General features: G+C 63.6%; 16 protein-coding genes. 7 read left to right on the top strand and 9 right to left on the bottom strand.

Annotation, left to right across the window (positions count from 1 at the left end; genetic code table 11):
- Both AC04SG_RS03015 and AC04SG_RS03010 read left to right on the top strand, forming a co-directional pair.
- Positions 1-322 (top strand): RidA family protein (locus tag AC04SG_RS03015; RefSeq protein WP_488549860.1); only part of this gene is annotated, 322 nt, incomplete at its 5' end.
- Positions 323-409: 87 nt separating this feature from the next.
- On the top strand, positions 410-1198 hold the full coding sequence (locus tag AC04SG_RS03010; RefSeq protein ID WP_488549859.1) for a hypothetical protein: 789 nt from the start codon (positions 410-412) through the stop codon (positions 1196-1198).
- 79 nt (positions 1199-1277) lie between these two features.
- On the opposite strand, the gene carB is transcribed toward AC04SG_RS03010, so the two are convergent.
- From carB to AC04SG_RS02995, 3 genes are all read right to left on the bottom strand, one after another.
- Entirely contained in the window at positions 1278-4781 is a 3504-nt protein-coding gene (gene carB, locus AC04SG_RS03005) for a carbamoyl-phosphate synthase large subunit (RefSeq protein ID WP_488549858.1), read from the bottom strand.
- 196 nt (positions 4782-4977) lie between these two features.
- A complete protein-coding gene (locus AC04SG_RS03000; RefSeq protein WP_488549857.1) occupies positions 4978-5826 on the bottom strand; it encodes an SH3 domain-containing protein in 849 nt (282 codons plus the stop codon).
- Between the two features lie 149 nt (positions 5827-5975).
- A complete protein-coding gene (locus AC04SG_RS02995) occupies positions 5976-6746 on the bottom strand; it encodes a metallophosphoesterase family protein (protein ID WP_488549856.1) in 771 nt (256 codons plus the stop codon).
- A gap of 214 nt (positions 6747-6960) precedes the next feature.
- Here AC04SG_RS02995 and AC04SG_RS02990 point away from each other — a divergent pair, with 214 nt between their 5' ends.
- Positions 6961-7431: a nucleoside deaminase gene (locus AC04SG_RS02990; RefSeq protein ID WP_488549855.1), complete on the top strand. Its 471-nt coding sequence runs from the start codon at positions 6961-6963 to the stop codon at positions 7429-7431.
- 34 nt (positions 7432-7465) lie between these two features.
- Here AC04SG_RS02990 and AC04SG_RS02985 read toward each other — a convergent pair whose 3' ends face one another.
- Positions 7466-7822 (bottom strand): ArsR/SmtB family transcription factor, encoded by a 357-nt coding sequence (locus AC04SG_RS02985; RefSeq protein WP_112567379.1) that lies wholly within the window; start codon positions 7820-7822, stop codon positions 7466-7468.
- Positions 7823-8027: 205 nt separating this feature from the next.
- Between AC04SG_RS02985 and AC04SG_RS02980 the strand changes: the two genes are divergently transcribed.
- Positions 8028-9206: an MFS transporter gene (locus AC04SG_RS02980; protein WP_488549854.1), complete on the top strand. Its 1179-nt coding sequence runs from the start codon at positions 8028-8030 to the stop codon at positions 9204-9206.
- 33 nt (positions 9207-9239) lie between these two features.
- On the opposite strand, the gene AC04SG_RS02975 is transcribed toward AC04SG_RS02980, so the two are convergent.
- The gene (locus AC04SG_RS02975) at positions 9240-9704 is read right to left on the bottom strand and encodes a MarR family winged helix-turn-helix transcriptional regulator (RefSeq protein ID WP_488549853.1); all 465 of its coding nucleotides are present in this window, start codon (positions 9702-9704) and stop codon (positions 9240-9242) included.
- Positions 9705-9882: 178 nt separating this feature from the next.
- Here AC04SG_RS02975 and AC04SG_RS02970 point away from each other — a divergent pair, with 178 nt between their 5' ends.
- On the top strand, positions 9883-10677 hold the full coding sequence (locus AC04SG_RS02970) for an SDR family NAD(P)-dependent oxidoreductase (protein ID WP_477339204.1): 795 nt from the start codon (positions 9883-9885) through the stop codon (positions 10675-10677).
- 192 nt (positions 10678-10869) lie between these two features.
- Here AC04SG_RS02970 and AC04SG_RS02965 read toward each other — a convergent pair whose 3' ends face one another.
- On the bottom strand, positions 10870-11469 hold the full coding sequence (locus AC04SG_RS02965) for a LysE family translocator (RefSeq protein WP_488549852.1): 600 nt from the start codon (positions 11467-11469) through the stop codon (positions 10870-10872).
- A gap of 87 nt (positions 11470-11556) precedes the next feature.
- On the opposite strand from AC04SG_RS02965, the gene AC04SG_RS02960 reads away from it, so the two are divergent.
- The gene (locus AC04SG_RS02960) at positions 11557-12435 is read left to right on the top strand and encodes a LysR family transcriptional regulator (RefSeq protein WP_488549851.1); all 879 of its coding nucleotides are present in this window, start codon (positions 11557-11559) and stop codon (positions 12433-12435) included.
- A gap of 178 nt (positions 12436-12613) precedes the next feature.
- On the opposite strand, the gene AC04SG_RS02955 is transcribed toward AC04SG_RS02960, so the two are convergent.
- From AC04SG_RS02955 to AC04SG_RS02945, 3 genes are all read right to left on the bottom strand, one after another.
- A complete protein-coding gene (locus tag AC04SG_RS02955) occupies positions 12614-13264 on the bottom strand; it encodes a dihydrofolate reductase family protein (protein WP_488549850.1) in 651 nt (216 codons plus the stop codon).
- Between the two features lie 100 nt (positions 13265-13364).
- Positions 13365-14225 carry a protein-L-isoaspartate O-methyltransferase family protein gene (locus AC04SG_RS02950; RefSeq protein ID WP_488549849.1) on the bottom strand — a complete coding sequence of 287 codons (861 nt, stop codon included), beginning with the start codon at positions 14223-14225 and terminating at the stop codon, positions 13365-13367.
- A 154-nt stretch (positions 14226-14379) separates the two neighbouring features.
- Positions 14380-15738, bottom strand: a complete 1359-nt coding sequence (locus AC04SG_RS02945) for an Nramp family divalent metal transporter (RefSeq protein ID WP_352589713.1) — start codon at positions 15736-15738, stop codon at positions 14380-14382.
- A 243-nt stretch (positions 15739-15981) separates the two neighbouring features.
- On the opposite strand from AC04SG_RS02945, the gene mntR reads away from it, so the two are divergent.
- The gene (mntR, locus tag AC04SG_RS02940; RefSeq protein ID WP_488549876.1) at positions 15982-16437 is read left to right on the top strand and encodes a manganese-binding transcriptional regulator MntR; all 456 of its coding nucleotides are present in this window, start codon (positions 15982-15984) and stop codon (positions 16435-16437) included.
- The last annotated feature ends 47 nt before the right edge of the window (positions 16438-16484 follow it).

The following is a 16484-nucleotide window of genomic DNA, read 5'->3' as shown; positions in this document are numbered from 1 at the left end:
GGTGACCAAGGGGGCGGGGCTGGTCTTCGTCTCCGGCATGCCACCGCTCGATCTCACGACTGGCAAACTTGTCAAGGGCGACATCGAGGTGCAGACCGAGGCGTCGCTCAGGGCATTGCGCCATTGTCTCGAAGCGTCGGGAAGCTCGCTGGAGAATGTGCTGATGGTGCGCATCTACGCCGCCAATGCCGGCTTCTACAACGCCATCAACCGCGTCTATGCCAGGCATTTCCCGGAAAACCCGCCCTCGCGGACGTTTGTGCCGGTGGCGTCATGGCCGATGGAGTTCGATATCGAGATTGAATGTGTGGCGGTGGGGTGAAGGCACTTCTCTCCTCATGAAATAATTTCCGCTTGTCTTTCGAGTAAACTCGCCCTCAACTGTCATCGGGGATAGGGAGGGCGAGCCATGAACAAATTACCGAAGAAATTCGGCGAGCGCGTTGCGTCGAACCTAAAGAAGTACCAGCGGATTACGTTGGCTCAACAAAAATCCGATGTCGCGGAGGCCGACACGGTTACCTTAGTCAAGGACATCTTGGCTGATGTTTTTGGCTATGATAAATATGAGGAACTGACGTCGGAGCATCAGATCAAAGCCACATACTGCGATCTCGCGATCAAGATCGCAGGAAAATTGCGATTGCTTGTCGAGGTGAAATCAGCGGGCAGCAGCTTGGCCGATAATCACTTGAGGCAGGTTATCGACTACGGAGCTCACCAAGGCATTCACTGGGTGATCCTGACCAATGCGGTCGAATGGCGGTTGGTCCGTATCTATGTGGCAAACCAGATCAGCCACGAAGAAGTTTGCCGGATTGTCCTTGCCGATATGAACCCCAAGAATGAGGATCATCTGCAGTGCCTCTTCCTATTCGCCAAGGAAGGGCTGACGACCGATGCGATGGACGCTTTTCATCAGCAGGCCCAGTTGTTCAACAAGTTTACGGTCTCGGCGATCATACGTTCCGAAGCAGTGATCTCGGTGGTGCGCCGGGAGATCCGGAAGCTCTTTCCGGACATCAAGGTTGGCAACGAGAACCTGTCGCAGTTGGTCGAAAATGAAGTGATCAAGCGAGATACGATCGAGGGTGATAGGGCGAAGGAGGCGGTCGCCAGGATGCGGAAGGCCATGAATAAGTTGGAGAGAGCCAAGAGCAAGGCCGTGAAAGCGGTTGTTGCTGACGTCGCGACTTGACCACCTAGGCTCGCGCTGCCCCTCATCTGCCTGCCGGCATCTTCTCCCCGTATAGCGACGGGGAGAAGAGAGCTAATTTCTAAGCAAAATACTCCTGCAGCGGCCTGACCTCCAGGCTCCCTGCCTTCAGCGCCGCAATCGCCTCGGCCACCGCGGCAGCACCCGACAGCGTCGTGTAATACGGCACCTTCTGCATCAGCGTGGCGCGGCGCAGCGACTTGGAGTCCGACACAGCCTTCTGGCCATCCGTGGTGTTGAAGACGATCTGGACCTGGCGGTTGCGGATGGCGTCTTCGATGTGGGGACGGCCCTCGAGCACCTTGTTGATTTTCTCCGCGACGACGCCGTTCTCGGCGAGGAAGCGGGCGGTGCCTGATGTGGCCATCACCTTAAAACCCTGGCCGGCGAGGCGCTTCACCGCCGGCAGGATGCCCTTCTTGTCCTCGTCGCGCACGGAGACGAACAGCGTGCCGGAGCGCGGCAGGTCGACGCCGGCGCCGAGCTGGCTCTTGGCGAAGGCCAGCGCGAAATCGCGGTCGAGGCCCATGACCTCGCCGGTCGAGCGCATTTCCGGGCCGAGCAGGATGTCGACGCCGGGGAAACGGGCGAAGGGGAAGACGGCTTCCTTGACCGCGATGTGGCCGGGGTTTCTCGGGTCGGGCATGGCGCCGTAGTGGGCGAAGGCGTCTTCCAGCTTTTCGCCGGCCATGATGCGGGCGGCGATTTTCGCGATGGGGCGGCCGATGGTCTTGGCGACGAAGGGCACGGTGCGGGATGCCCGCGGGTTGACCTCCAGCACATAGACCGTGCCGTCCTTGATCGCGTATTGCACGTTCATCAGGCCGCCGACATTGAGCGCGCGGGCGAGGCTTGCCGTCTGCCGCTCCAACTCGTCGACGAGGTCCGGATGCAGCGAATGCACCGGCAGCGAGCAGGCCGAGTCGCCCGAATGGATGCCGGCCTCCTCGATATGCTCCAGGATGCCGGAGACGAAGGTCTCCTTGCCGTCGCAGAGGCAGTCGACATCGACCTCGATGGCGCCCGAGAGATAGGTGTCGAACAAAAGCGGATTCTTGCCCAAGAGCGTGTTGATCTGGCCGGTCTTGTCGTTGGGGTATTTCTGCTTGATGTCCTCCGGCACCAGGCCGGGCACGGTGTCGAGCAGATAGGACTGCAGCATGCCCTCGTCATGGATGATCTGCATGGCGCGGCCGCCAAGCACATAGGAGGGGCGCACCACCAGCGGGAAGCCAAGCTCGCCAGCGACGAGGCGGGCCTGCTCGACGGAGTAGGCGATGCCGTTCTTCGGCTGGGTGAGGTTGAGCTTGTGCAAGAGCTTCTGGAAGCGGTCGCGGTCTTCGGCCAGATCGATCATGTCGGGTGACGTCCCCAGGATCGGGATGCCGGCCTTCTCCAGCGCGTCGGCGAGCTTCAGCGGCGTCTGGCCGCCGAACTGGACGATGACGCCGACCAGCTCGCCCGAGGCCTGTTCGGCGCGCAGGATCTCCAGCACGTCTTCCGCCGTCAGCGGCTCGAAATAGAGCCGGTCGGAGGTGTCGTAGTCGGTCGACACCGTCTCGGGGTTGCAGTTGATCATGATCGCTTCATAGCCGGCGTCGCGCAGCGCGAAGGCGGCATGGCAGCAGCAATAGTCGAACTCGATGCCCTGGCCGATGCGGTTCGGACCACCGCCGAGGATGACGACTTTTTTCCGCGATGACACCTGCGCTTCATTAGCCAGCACACCGGCGAACGGAACCTCGTAGGTGGAATACATGTAGGCGGTGGGTGAGGCGAACTCGGCAGCACAGGTGTCGATGCGCTTATAAACCGGATGAACGTCGAGCTTTTCGCGAATCCTCTGAATCACTTCGGCATCGGTGTTCGTCAGCGACGCGAGGCGGGCGTCGGAGAAGCCCATGGCCTTCAGCATGCGCAGATTGACGGCGTCTTGCGGAATGCCGTGCTCGCGGATGCGGGCTTCCATGGCCAGGATGCCGGCGATCTGCTCGAGGAACCACGGGTCGATCTTGCACATTGCGTGCACGTCTTCCAGCGACGTGCCCATGCGGATCGCCTGCGCCACCATGCGCAGCCGGTCGGGTGTCGGCGTGCCCAAAGCGGCTCGGATGGCGTTGCGGTCGTCGACGTGGCTGGCGGGCGCAGTGCCATGACCAAGGCCGGGGATCTCGATTTCGTCGAGGCCGGTCAGGCCTGTTTCCAGACCGCGCAGCGCCTTCTGCAAAGACTCCTGGAACGTGCGGCCGATGGCCATGACTTCGCCGACCGACTTCATGGCGGTGGTCAGCACCGGCTCGGCGCCGGGGAATTTCTCGAAGGCAAAGCGCGGAATCTTGGTGACGACGTAGTCGATCGACGGCTCGAACGAAGCGGGGGTGGCGCCGCCGGTGATGTCGTTCTCCAGCTCGTCCAGCGTGTAGCCGACGGCAAGTTTTGCCGCGATCTTGGCGATGGGGAAGCCGGTCGCCTTCGAAGCCAAAGCGGACGAGCGCGAGACACGCGGGTTCATCTCGATCACGACGAGGCGGCCGTCGGCCGGGTTGACGGCGAACTGCACGTTCGAGCCGCCGGTCTCGACGCCGATTTCGCGCAGCACCGCGATCGAGGCGTTGCGCATCATCTGGTATTCCTTGTCGGTCAAGGTCAGCGCCGGCGCGACGGTGATGGAATCGCCGGTGTGCACGCCCATCGGGTCGATGTTCTCGATCGAGCAGACGATGATGCAATTGTCCGCCTTGTCGCGGACGACCTCCATCTCATATTCCTTCCAGCCGAGCACGCTTTCCTCGATGAGCACTTCGGTGGTCGGCGAAGCGTCGAGGCCGGACTGGACGATATCGTAGAATTCGGCGCGGTTGTAGGCGATGCCGCCGCCGGTGCCGCCCATGGTGAAGGACGGGCGGATGATGGCGGGCAGGCCGACATGGTCGAGCGCTTGTGCTGCGATCGCCATGCCATGGCTGATGTAGCGCTGCTTGCGGTCGCCTTCGCCGAGGTTCCAGCGTGTTTCCAGCGCGTCGAGCGCTGCGTCGAGATCGGCAGGTTTTTCGGCCTTGAGCGTGGCGCGCTCGGCCTCATGCGTCTTGCGGTCGGTGTTCTTGACGTCGGTGGCGTTGGCCAGCATCGACTTCGGCGTTTCCAGGCCGATCTTCTTCATCGCCTCGCGAAACAAAGCGCGGTCCTCGGCCTTGTCGATAGCCGTGGCGTCGGCGCCGATCATCTCGACATTGTAACGGTCGAGCACGCCCATGCGGCGCAGCGACAAAGCGGTGTTCAGCGCGGTCTGGCCGCCCATGGTCGGCAGCAGCGCATCGGGGCGCTCCTTGGCGATGATCTTGGCGACGACCTCCGGCGTGATCGGCTCGATATAAGTGGCGTCGGCCAGTTCCGGGTCGGTCATGATGGTGGCCGGGTTGGAATTGACCAGGATGACCCGGAAGCCTTCTTCCTTCAGCGCCTTGCAGGCCTGGGTGCCGGAATAGTCGAACTCGCAGGCCTGGCCGATGACGATGGGGCCGGCCCCGATGATCAGGATCGACTTGATGTCGGTGCGTCTTGGCATCGTTGTGAGTTCCGTTCGGCGAGCGGCTTGCACGAAAAACCGGGACGGGAAGACCCGGCCGGTTGTGCTTGCGATTCTGGTATCAGGCTAGGAGGGCCTTATAGGGAAGAGTTTTGGCGGATGTAACCCCGAAAATGCAAGGAAGGCAGTAGGGATTGGGGCAGTAGGGATTAGGCGAGGTTGAAGTGCCTACTGCCTATTCCCTACTGCCTTCTTCGCCGGTCGCCACGGCGTCGGTGATCTCGAAGCGCTCGGAGGTGCCGATGCGGATCATGTTCAAGCTGCCTTCGCGGGTGAAGCGGAATTCGTCGGCCGAGTCGGAGCCGACTGGCAAGCCGCCATGGAAGCTGATGATGCGCGCGCCGCCGTCCGGCCAGGTCACGGTCACGGCGCTGTCGCCGCCGGTATGGGCGACGCTTATTTGGCACTGGGTCATCGGCTCGCCGACATGGCGCGCGCAGGGGATGCCGGGCGCGGGCGGAGCAGGGGAGGGCTCGATCGCCGCGAACGCCATGCCATAGGCATCGTCCATCGCGGTCCTGCCGATCTCTGCGGCGGATTTCGGCGCGCCTGGATCCGTGCCGCCAAGACGCTGCGTCAGGTCAGGCGGCGGCGCAGGTGCGGGCGGTGGGGAAGGCGTCGTGGCGTCCGGGCCGGCATCAGTGGCCGTGGCGACAGTGGACGCATCTGTTGGCTGGTCAGATTCGGGCACGGTCGCCGGATTGACCGGAACGAGATAGCGCGCCGGCGCCCAGCCGGTGACTTTGGGATTGTCTGAAACAATCTTGCACCAGGGATGTCCGTCAATGTCGTTGCAGCCGAGGTTGCGTACGCTCGCGCCGGCAGCCACCCGCGCCTCGGTCTTGCCCATCGGCGATGGCTTGGCGCGGATGTTGAGCAGATCGTCGGGGGCAAGCCCTGTGACGATGGAGATGAAGGGCGCCTCTTCGGCGCGGGCCGGGACAACGGCGAGCCACGCCGTCAGCAGCGGAGCGGCAATCAGCGCATGCAGACTTGTTCGGAGCGTAACGATGCGCCTCATCATTGGCCGTGCACTGATACTCTGTACCTTTGCCGCGGCAGGTCCTGCCGCATGCCGAGGCGGTTTTATAAGGGACGATACGGCGCCATGTAAGTCCGAAAATGCGTCCGATGTTTGGTGCCGGGAGGGCGGCGCAGGGTACGGCTTTGCCGTCAAACGGAGCCTTGCCCAGCGGATTTGGGCATGAAGCCAGTCCTGAGCGCGTGCGCCCATTCGGGCCGTCCCGCCTGTTCGGCCTGTCTGGCTGCCGCTTCATGGTCGTAGTCGACGGCGATGGTCTCGAAACGGTCGGGTCCTTCACCATCCAAGGTGACGATGCCGTAGCGCGCATGCGGGCTGCCTTGCTCCGAAACATGCGCCGGCGGGGTGTCGTCGTCATAGGCGGGGGCGCCGACGCTGCCGGGGTTGAAGATCACGGGGCCGTCGGGGATGCGGATCAGCTCTGGGCGGTGGCTGTGTCCGCACAGCACGATGCGGCAGGCGAGCCCGTTCAGCCGCCGCTGAATAGCCGCGAGCGGTGCGCGCACCAGTTGGCCATCGACGATCGCGTCGAGCAGATATTTCTCGTCATGGTCAGGCCGGGCATGAAAGGCGACCACGCCGGGAATGATCTCCAGCGTGAAGGGCAGGGCGAACAGGGCTTCGCGCTGCGCCTCCGTCAGCCGTTCCTGCGCGTAGCGGTCGGAAGCCCACATCGTGTCGTCGGCGGGATCGACGGCAACGCGGCGGTCATGATTGCCGCGCACGGTCGGCAGGTCGAGCGCTTCGAGCCGCTCGAACGTCTCGCGCGGCCACAGCGGACCGGAGACGCAATCGCCGAGGTTGATGGTGAAATCGGCGCCGCCGCGCCGCTTGAGGTCGTCGAGCACGGCATCCAGTGCCAGGACGTTACCGTGGATGTCGGCGAGGACGGCGATGCGCATGCGGCGGGCTCCCTGGTGCAGCCGCGTTGGAGGCTTTGCGGCCCGTCTTCGTTATCAAGCCCGTGCCTTCGGTATCAAGCCCTTGAGATCGTTCGGGACAGCCGGCAGCCCCACCCGTGGCTTTTGCGGAAGCACTCCATCTGCTACCGTCCACGCCATTCCAGAGTTCATCTGGGGGGAGATCTGCTCAAGACAGCCTTGGAGGGACCAGGCGATGACCCGCGACCAGATGGTAGCCCACCTCCGCGCCGCCAATGACGTCGCGCGCGCGACTGCCGCGCACGGGCATCATCCTTTCGGCTGTGTGCTCGTCGGCCCCGACGATCGCATCCTGATGCGGCAAGGCAACATCAACACCGTGCGCCACGCCGAAACCGAACTCTCCCGGCGTGCGGCGGACGCCTATCCGCCGGAATTCCTCTGGTCCTGCACGCTGGTCACCACCGGCGAGCCCTGTGCGATGTGCACCGGAACGCTCTACTGGGCCAATATCGGCCGGCTGGTCTATGGCTACGAGGAGACCAAGCTTCTCGCGCTGACTGCCGACCACGCCGAGAATCCGACGATGAACCTGTCGTCGCGCACAGTCCTCGCCTCCGGGCAGAAGCCGGTCGAGGTCCACGGTCCCTTCCCCGAGATGGAAGAGGAACTTCTCGCCCCGCATATCGGTTTTTGGCAGCGCTAGGAGCGACAGAAACCTTACTTGCGAAGCTGCAGCCTCAAGCCGGCAGTTCGATGTCGTGGCCTCCAACCGCGGGCAGGGCAGGGTCGTCGCCAGCCGCGGCGATAACGCTGTCGAGCAGGCCGGGGAAGCGGGCGTCGAGATCGGCGCGGCGCAGCGTGATCATGCGGTTGGTGCCGACCACTTCGGCGCGGGTGACGCCGGCCTCGCGCAGCTTGGCGAGGTGATAGCTGAGATTGGTCTTCGAGCCGAGGTCGAGGAACTGGCTGCAGTTCAACGCCACGCCCTCCTTGCTGGCGAGATAGCGCACAATGGCGAGCCTGGTCGGATCGCCAAGCACGCCGAGCACGATCGGCAGGCTGATCTGGTCTGTGTTGGGATGCGGCAAGGTCATGGCCCGAAACTAAGCACAGTCAGTGGCGATTTCAACGCGTCCATCTTGTCCCGCGCATACACAGTATTTCTCCGTTCGCGATCAGGCCCGCCGGCTGTCCTGACACAGGGCTGTCAGCAGGGTTCAGCTATTTTTGGCCACCTTCATTGACATCATGCCCTGTTATGTCCAATTGTTCAATAAGCTTTGAACTAAGGACACCCCAATGGACAAGCGCCTCTTTTGGCTTGCGCTCGGATCGTTCACGATCTCGACCGAAGGCTTCGTCATTTCCAGCCTTTTGCCCGACATCGCCACCGACGCCGGCATTTCCATTCCGCTCGCCGGCACGCTGATCACCGCTTTTGCGCTCGCCTATGCGATCGGCACGCCGATCCTGGCGACGCTGACCGGTGAATGGGACCGGCGCCGCGTCATCCTGTGGACGCTGACTTTCTTCGTCATAGGCAATCTGGTTGCGGCGCTGAGCTCGTCCTTCGAACTGCTGCTCATTGCCCGCATAATCATGGCGCTGTCCTCGGGCCTGTTTGCCGCAACCGCGCAAGGCACGGCGGTGGCGCTGGTCGATGACCATCACCGGGCGCGCGCCATTGCCGTGGTCGTCGGCGGCACCACCGTGGCGGTTGCGCTTGGCGCACCGCTCGGCGCGCTGGTCGCCGCCTTTGCCGGCTGGCGCGGCACCTTCTTTGCCATTGCCGGGCTTGGCGCGTTGGTCGGCGCCATCCTGTGGTATCGGCTGCCGCGTGGCATCATCGGCACCAGACTGCCGCTGCGGGCACGGCTTTCGGCAGCGGTGCGCCCCGGCGTCATGCCAATCCTGCTGACGACGACTCTGGCGCTGATCGGTGCCTTCGCCGTCTTTGCCTATGTCGCACCGCTGGCCATCGAAAGCGGGGGCCTCAGCCCGATTGCGTTGCCCGGCATGCTGCTCGCCTTTGGCGTCGGCGCCGTCATCGGCAACATTGCCGGTGGCCAGGCGGCCGACCGTTTCGGCGCGACGCGCACCGTCGGCTGGTCGCTGGCGCTGAGCGCGGCCATGCTGGTCATGCTCTCGGTCGTCCCGACCTTCCTTCCGCAGCACATCGCCGGGCCGGTGCTGATGGCCATGATGGTGCCGTGGGGCATCGTCGGCTGGGCGTTCCCGCCGGCGCAGGCCAGCCGCATCATCAAGCTGGCGCCAGACGCCGCTCCGATCGTGCTGTCGCTCAATGCCTCGGCGCTCTATCTCGGCGTGGCGCTGGGCGCGGTGGTCGGCGGTGCGGTGCTGCGCTACGGCGTGCCGGCCGATCTCGGCCTGGTGGCGGCGGTGTTCCCGGTTATCGGGCTCGGCGTCGTGCTGGCCGGCCGCTGGGCGGCACGACCAGTCGCCATGCCGGCGGAGTAATGCCGTTTCCAGATATGATCGCCGGCCGCTTCTTCAGCTTGAAGGGGCGGCCGGTGGTACTTCGTAATCCAGCTCCGCGACTTCATCCAGCATGGCGCGCAAATCGGCCGCCCGTTGCCTGCCGACCATGTCCTCGAAGCGCTGCTGGGCAGTGCTCCACAGTTTCGTCGCCTCTTCGAGCTTGGCGAGGCCTTGGGTCGTCAGCCGCACCCGCTTGATGCGGCGATCGTCCTTGTCGGCGAAGGTCTCGATATAGTCGTCGCGGATCAGCGGCTTCAGCGTGTGGCCGAGCGCCGACAGATCCATGACCATCTCTTCGGCTATGGTGCCCATCGCCGGCTCGCTGCCGATATAGATCTGGTAGAGCAGGCCGTATTGCGTGCCCTTCAGGCCAGAAGGCGCGATCACATCGTCATAGAAGCGGCTGAGCTTGCGCGCGGCGCGCCGCAGCGTGGCATTGTTGCAAGGGCTGAATCCCGGCATCGCAGTCTTGGTCATCACGACTCCTCACCGGCGAAAGCGTCTGTCGGCCTGCCGCAGAAATAGTTTCTGCCGCCTCCGTTGACAAGATGGTGGCATATACCTACTTCCCAGATAGTGGTATATGCCACTAATTGGAAATCAGGCGGCGAGGGGGACATCCCATCTCGCCGGGCAGCTAAAAAGGAACAGGACAATGAGTGGACAGGACAATAAGGGCACCGCAGTCATCACCGGCGCGTCGGCCGGCATCGGAGCGGTCTATGCCGACAGGCTGGCCGGGCAGGGCTACGATCTGGTGCTGGTGGCGAGGCGCGCCGACCGGCTCGAGGAACTGGCTGAAAAGCTGCGTTATGCCTACAAGCGCAAGGTCAGCGTGATTGCCGCAGATCTCGCCGACGACAATGATGTGCGCCGCGTCGAGCAGGCGATCGCCGCCGACGACAGCGTGACGCTGCTGGTCAACAATGCCGGCATTGGCGGCCAGCAGGTCGTGGCGACCGCCGACGCCGACGAGGCCGAGCGCATGATCAAGGTCAATGTCATTGCCTTGACCCGCCTGACCCGCGCCGTGCTGCCGGGGCTTTTGGCGCGCAACCGCGGCGCCATCGTCAACATCGCCTCGGTGCTCGCCTATGAGACCTCGTTCGGCGGCATCTACAGCGGCACCAAGGCCTATGTCGTCAACTTCACAGAAGGGCTGCACCGCGAGGTCGCAGGCACCAATGTAAAGGTCCAGGCGGTGCTGCCGGGTGCGACCCGCACCGATTTCTGGGAGCTTGCCGGCAGCGATATCGACAACCTGCCGAAGGAAATCATCATGAGCGCCGACGATATGGTCGATGCGGCACTTGTGGGTCTCGCCAGGGGTGAAGCCGTCACCGTGCCGGCGCTTGCCGATGCGGCCAAGCTCGACACCTTCCTCGGCGCCCGGCAGGCCTTCTACGGCAGCCTCCACGCCGACAAGCCGGCGGCCCGCTACGCGGCTTGAGTTGACAGAACTCGGGTTCCTCGCCCCCGCAAAGCGGGGGAGAGGTGGCCGCGAAGCGGCCGGAGAGGGGGCCCTCGTAGGGCGGATGCCTTACGGGAGCTGGGTCGCCGTCGTCGCGCTAATCCCCCCTCTCCGTCTCGGCTTCGCCGAGCCACCTCTCCCCCATTTCATGGGGGCGAGGAACTGGAGCGGCTAAGTCCCCCGCCACATCGGAATGATCGACGCCGCCAGCACCAGCGCCAGCACGATGTTGAGCGCGCGCCATTGCCATTCGGTCTTGAGCAGCCGTGCCAGCACCATGCCCGCCACGCACCAGACGGACAGCGAGATCGCAGCCGTCAGGCCGAAGGTCGAGCCGAGCAGCAAAGCCAGTTGTCCCGGTCCGTCGGCCAGCGCCGCGAACGAGGCTGCGGCACCCAGTCCCATCGCCCAGCCCTTCGGGTTCATCCACTGAATGCCTGCGCCGCCGAAGAAGCTGTTGGGCTTGGCCATCGTCACATCGAGATTGGGCGGCCCGGCGCGGCCGATCTTGATGGCCAGCCAGATGAGATAGAGCGAGCCGATGATCTTCATCGCCAGCTGCAGCGACGGCATGGCGAGCAGCAGGCCGGCAAGCCCGGCGGCGGCGGCTCCGGTCACCGTGGCAAGGCCGGCAGCGCTGCCGGCCATCAGCGGCACAGAACGGCGAAAGCCGAACTGCGCGCCCGAAGCGGTGGACAAGGTGGTGGCGATGCCTGGCGTGGCGGTGGCCACGAAGGCAAACATGATGAGCGGCAGGATGGGCTGGAGCATGAGGCGTCCTTCATCGAAGGCCCCATGGTAGACTGCCGCCTGCTTCAGTAAATGCAATGTTTGCGATGCCTGGCATTAGCAGATATAATGCTAGCCATGATCCGAAACCTCGACACGGCGCTGATCCGCACCTTCGTCACCGTCGCCGACAAGGCCAGCATGACAGCCGCGGCAAACGCGCTGCATTTGACGCAAGGCGCCGTCAGTCAGCAGGTCAAGCGGCTGGAGGAGGCGCTCGGCTGCAGCCTGTTCGAGCGCGACCGGCGCGGCTTGCGGCTGACACGGCCCGGCGAGCGGCTGTTCGGCAAGGCAAAGCGGCTGCTTGGCCTCAATGACGAAATCTGGGCCGAGATGGCGGGCACGGACGTGGCCGGCCAGGTGCGGCTCGGCGTGCCCTACGATCTCGTCGGCACCTTGCTGGCGCCGGTGCTGAAGGCCTATTCCGAGGCCTATCCGCGGGTCGAGATTTCGCTGCTCTGTGCCGCCTCGCCGGAGCTTACTGCCGCCCTTGCGGCCGGCACCATCGATCTTGCCGTCATCGAGGAACGGGTCGGTCCGTCGGCCGGCGAATGCCTGGTCATCGACCGGCTGGTCTGGGTCGGGGCCAAGGGAGGCGTTGCCCGCGCCAAGCGACCGCTGCCGGTGTCGATCGTTGCCGACACCTGCGCCTTCCGCCCGGTGGTGCTGTCGGCGCTGAACGAACACGGGCTGGAATGGCGCACCGTGTTCGAAAACGGTAACATCGACGCCACGACCGCGACGGTGCGCTCCGACCTCGCAGTCACCACATGGCTCGCCTCCACCGTGCCGGCCGATCTCGACATTCTGCCTTCCGATTCAGGGCTGCCGCCGCTGCCGAATTTCTCGATCAATTTGCACCTGCCCAAGTACGGCGCAGCGCCGGCCGTGCAGGAATTCGCGCGGTATATCAGGGATGGGCTGGCACGGCGGGCTGTGGCGGCTTGAGGGTGCGCCCCTTCTCCCCGTCACCATACGGGGAGAAGGTGCCGGCAGGCGGGAGGGGCGGCGCGAACCGATCCGTTTTCAGATAAACAGACTTTTCGTCCAATTGGCGAGGTCAGCGCTGCTTCTCATTGCCCTGCCGGGCATTTCTCTCCGTAAAGTGACGGGGAGAAATAACCACTCACTTCCAGGTTTTGCGCCGCTCGAGCTCGGCGTCGGACGGCTCTTGCGTGGCAAACGACCCGACCTTGATCTCGCCTGATCGTTCGTAGGTTGCCATGATGACACCGGTGGTTGTCGCCTGCGACTTGACCAGCTTGAAGGCGGCCGGCATCGCATCGTCGCCGAACAGCCGCTTTCCCTTGCCCAGCAATAACGGGAAGGTCATCAGCCGGATTTCATCGATCAGCCCGTCGGCCAGCAAAGTCCGGATCAGCTCGCCCGAACCCTGGATGAGCAGATCAGGCCCATCCTCTTGGCTGAGGCGGCGCAACGCCGCGACGATATCTTCCCCAAGCCATTGCGTGTTCTCCCAGGTCAGGCTGTCCGGTCGATGCGTCGCCACATATTTGGTCGCAGGGTTGAAGGCATCTCCGATCGGATCTTTCTGGTAAGGCCAGTACGCCGCGAAGATGTCGTAGGTCCTGCGGCCGAGCAGCAGCGCGAAGGGTTTGGAGAAGAGTTCTTCCATCGCCACGCCCGCCACCTCGTCAAAATAATGGAAGGTCCAGCCGCCGAACTCGAAGCCGCCAACCGGATCCTCTTCCGGACCGCCTGGCGCTTGCATGACGCCGTCGAGGCTGACGAAGGTGGCAGCGATGATCTTCCTCATTGGATTTTTCCTTCTCTTTGGTCCGCGTCGTCGGGCCGGACTTCGATCCAAGGACGGACCGGCAGGCGGCCTTCCGACAGGTAACAGCAAAAAACGATACCTATTGCCGCTGTCGCCTGCCGCCAAGCGCCTGCGACGAAAACCAGACGTCGCCGATGACAGCGGTGGCGGTCCGGTCCGGCGCCCTGTCTGATGTCAGCCAGATGGAGCGGCTTCGCGCCGCTTGCTGGAGGTCGGGGATTTTCGCCGCCGAGTTGGCGACCGAGGCGCCGACGCAAGGGATGAACCATGAGCGCATGAACGGGTCGCAGGCAAAGCCCTTGTCTGTGCGGGTCACCGTCACGGCAAGGCCGACGCCCTGGGACGGGCGCCAGGGAAAGATCATGCGGCCGCCGGGCTTTAGCGCTCGCAGCCAGGCAACCGGCGGAGCGATGACGCCAGCGTTGACATAGATGATGTCGGAAGGCGGCAGATCGCTCGTGACGGCATCACCGTGAATGACGCTGACATTGTCATAGGTTTCGAGGTTCTTTGTCGCTTTGGCGGCAAGGTCGGCCTCCAGTTCGAAGGCGGTGACCGCGCCAGGCGAAACCAGCCGTGCCAGCAAGGCGGTGTAGTAGCCGGTGCCGGCGCCGACATGGGTGACGGCCTCACCCGGTCTGGGGGCGATCCGGCCGATCCACATGGCGTGCAGGGAGGGCTCGCCGTTGTTGATGCCCTTGTCGGCATCGAGCGCCACCAGCACGTCCTGATAGATGTGAACCGGATCGGCGCTCGGCGTCATGATCTTGCCGTTGCCGGTGATCAGCGCCCTGCCAGCAACCACCGTCCAGGGTCCGGGGCCGAGAAAGGCCTCGCGCGGCACCGTGGCGAAAGCCTGTTCGAGACGCGGATCGGCCGAGCCGGCACTGGCCGCCATCAACTGCGCATAGAATTTCCTGGCGTCTTCGACATTTGTCATGATGGCGAACAAGATAGCGCAAGCCGCCAGTTTGTCGCGGTCTGGAGCAATTCCAGCAAAAGTGTGAAACGACTTTCCCTTGGGAATTGCGTTAAAACAAAGAGATAGAGCAGGTCGCCGTTTCCGCGAAACGGCGAACTACTCGAGAAGAAGCTCAGCCGACGCCGAAGACGGTGTCGTAGAGCAGCTTGAAATTGAGCACCAGGATGATCGCGGCGACCACCCACGCGAGGGCCGCCACGCCGCGCGGAATGGCAAGGTTGCCCATCTTCTTCTTGTCGGAGACAAACTGCACCAGCGGGATGACCGCGAAAGGAAGCTGCATCGACAGGATCACCTGGCTGAAGACAAGCAACTGGCCGGTGCCCTTTTCGCCATAGAACGCGGTGACGACCACCACTGGAACGATGGCGATGCCGCGCGTCAGCAGCCGGCGCGCCCATTGCGGGATGCGCAGGCGCAGGAAGCCTTCCATGACGATCTGACCGGCAAGCGTTGCCGTAACCGTCGAGTTGAGGCCCGAGGCCAGCAGCGCCACCGCAAACAGGATAGAGGCGATGCCGAGGCCAAGCAGCGGCGACAGGAGTTCGAAGGCTTGGCCGATTTCGGCGACGTCCTGATGGCCGGTGCCGTGGAAGGCGACAGCCGAGACGATCAGGATCGAAGCGTTGACGAACAGCGCCAGGATGAGCGCGATGGTCGAGTCGGTCGTCGCCCATTTGATGGCGTCGCGCTTGCCCTTTTCGGTCCGCTCATAAGCGCGTGTCTGCACGATCGAGGAGTGCAGATAGAGATTGTGCGGCATGACCGTAGCGCCAATGATGCCGATGGCGATGTAGAGCATCGCCGGGTTGGTGACGATCTCCGTCGACGGCACGAACATCGAATGCAGGATCGAGCCGACCGGCGGGGCGGCGGCGAAGATCTGGATGGCGAAGCAGCCGAAGATGATGATCAAAAGCGCGATGACGAAGGCTTCGAGATAGCGGAAACCCTTGTTCATCAACAAAAGCACTATGAAGGCGTCGAGCGCCGTCAGCATGGCGCCGCCGATGAGCGGAATGCCGAACAGAAGCTGCAGCGCAATCGCCGTGCCGATGACTTCGGCGAGGTCGCAGGCGATGATGGCGAGTTCGCAGGCGATCCACAGCACGAAACTGACGGGACGGGGATAGTAGGCGCGGCAGGCCTGGGCGAGGTCACGGCCGGTGGCGATGCCAAGCCGGGCGGCGAGCGCCTGCAGCAGGATCGCCATCAGGTTGGACAGCATGATGATGAACAAAAGCGTGTAGCCGAACTGCGCGCCGCCGGCGAGATCGGTCGCCCAGTTGCCCGGGTCCATATAGCCGACCGAAACCATGTAGCCCGGCCCCATGAAGGCGAACAGACGGCGGAACCAGACGCCGGATTGCGGCACCGTGATCGTGGAATTCACCTCGCGCAGGCTGGGCGGATTGTCCTCCGGCCTGTCAAATCGCCAGGTTGATCCCACGGTTGCGTCGGCTTCGGACATGTACGGTTTTCCACTGAATGGATTGGTATCTGGCATCCTATCTATGCCAGGGCTCAACATTATGCAACAGGCTATATTTCATTGTATGTGCTTCTTATGAGGGCAGCCAATGGACACGCAGGGGGTGATCGCAAACGCCGGTTGCGCCTGCCATGGAATGCAAATAAACGGCTGGAACAGTTAAGCCTGTGCTATGAATGGCAAAGGCGGATTGATTTGTCGAAAGCCAAGAGGGAGCACGTATTGGCGCTGAAGCACAAACCGGTTCGACGCGAAGAGCCGCTTCCGGATGCCGATGTCCATTCCGAAGGCTTCCGGCAGACGCGCGAAGCGCGCCGCAGCGCGCTGGTCGAGGATTATGTCGAGCTGATAGCCGACCTGATCGAGGACGGCAATGAGGCGCGTCAGGTCGATATCGCGGCAAGGCTTGGTGTCGCCCAGCCGACGGTGGCCAAGATGCTGACCAGGCTGTGCGCCGACGGGCTCGTCTCCCGCAAGCCGTATCGCGGCGTGTTCCTGACCGATGCCGGCCGCAAGGTGGCGGAGGAAAGCCGCATCCGCCACCAAACGGTTGAAGCCTTCCTGCGTTCGCTCGGCGTCAGCGCCGAGACGGCGCGCATCGATGCCGAGGGCATCGAGCATCACGTCAGCGCCGAGACGCTGGAAGCCTTCCGCAAGGCGATGATCACGCCGCGCTGAGCCTTGCCAGCCTCGAACCAAAGTCTACGGGAACCTCTACACCTCAG

Source organism: Mesorhizobium sp. CNPSo 4684 (genome assembly GCF_057784315.1).
Note: the sequence above shows the minus strand (reverse complement) of the source record. Positions and strands in the feature narration are given on the sequence as shown.

What these genes read in the sequence shown, in the direction of transcription:
- AC04SG_RS03010 (WP_488549859.1), top strand. Translation starts at nt 410, where the DNA reads ATGAACAAATTACCGAAGAAATTCGGCGAGCGCGTTGCGTCGAACCTA.
- carB (WP_488549858.1), bottom strand. Translation starts at nt 4,781, where the DNA reads ATGCCAAGACGCACCGACATCAAGTCGATCCTGATCATCGGGGCCGGC.
- AC04SG_RS03000 (WP_488549857.1), bottom strand. Translation starts at nt 5,826, where the DNA reads ATGATGAGGCGCATCGTTACGCTCCGAACAAGTCTGCATGCGCTGATT.
- AC04SG_RS02995 (WP_488549856.1), bottom strand. Translation starts at nt 6,746, where the DNA reads ATGCGCATCGCCGTCCTCGCCGACATCCACGGTAACGTCCTGGCACTG.
- AC04SG_RS02990 (WP_488549855.1), top strand. Translation starts at nt 6,961, where the DNA reads ATGACCCGCGACCAGATGGTAGCCCACCTCCGCGCCGCCAATGACGTC.
- AC04SG_RS02985 (WP_112567379.1), bottom strand. Translation starts at nt 7,822, where the DNA reads ATGACCTTGCCGCATCCCAACACAGACCAGATCAGCCTGCCGATCGTG.
- AC04SG_RS02980 (WP_488549854.1), top strand. Translation starts at nt 8,028, where the DNA reads ATGGACAAGCGCCTCTTTTGGCTTGCGCTCGGATCGTTCACGATCTCG.
- AC04SG_RS02975 (WP_488549853.1), bottom strand. Translation starts at nt 9,704, where the DNA reads ATGACCAAGACTGCGATGCCGGGATTCAGCCCTTGCAACAATGCCACG.
- AC04SG_RS02970 (WP_477339204.1), top strand. Translation starts at nt 9,883, where the DNA reads ATGAGTGGACAGGACAATAAGGGCACCGCAGTCATCACCGGCGCGTCG.
- AC04SG_RS02965 (WP_488549852.1), bottom strand. Translation starts at nt 11,469, where the DNA reads ATGCTCCAGCCCATCCTGCCGCTCATCATGTTTGCCTTCGTGGCCACC.
- AC04SG_RS02960 (WP_488549851.1), top strand. Translation starts at nt 11,557, where the DNA reads ATGCTAGCCATGATCCGAAACCTCGACACGGCGCTGATCCGCACCTTC.
- AC04SG_RS02955 (WP_488549850.1), bottom strand. Translation starts at nt 13,264, where the DNA reads ATGAGGAAGATCATCGCTGCCACCTTCGTCAGCCTCGACGGCGTCATG.
- AC04SG_RS02950 (WP_488549849.1), bottom strand. Translation starts at nt 14,225, where the DNA reads ATGACAAATGTCGAAGACGCCAGGAAATTCTATGCGCAGTTGATGGCG.
- AC04SG_RS02945 (WP_352589713.1), bottom strand. Translation starts at nt 15,738, where the DNA reads ATGTCCGAAGCCGACGCAACCGTGGGATCAACCTGGCGATTTGACAGG.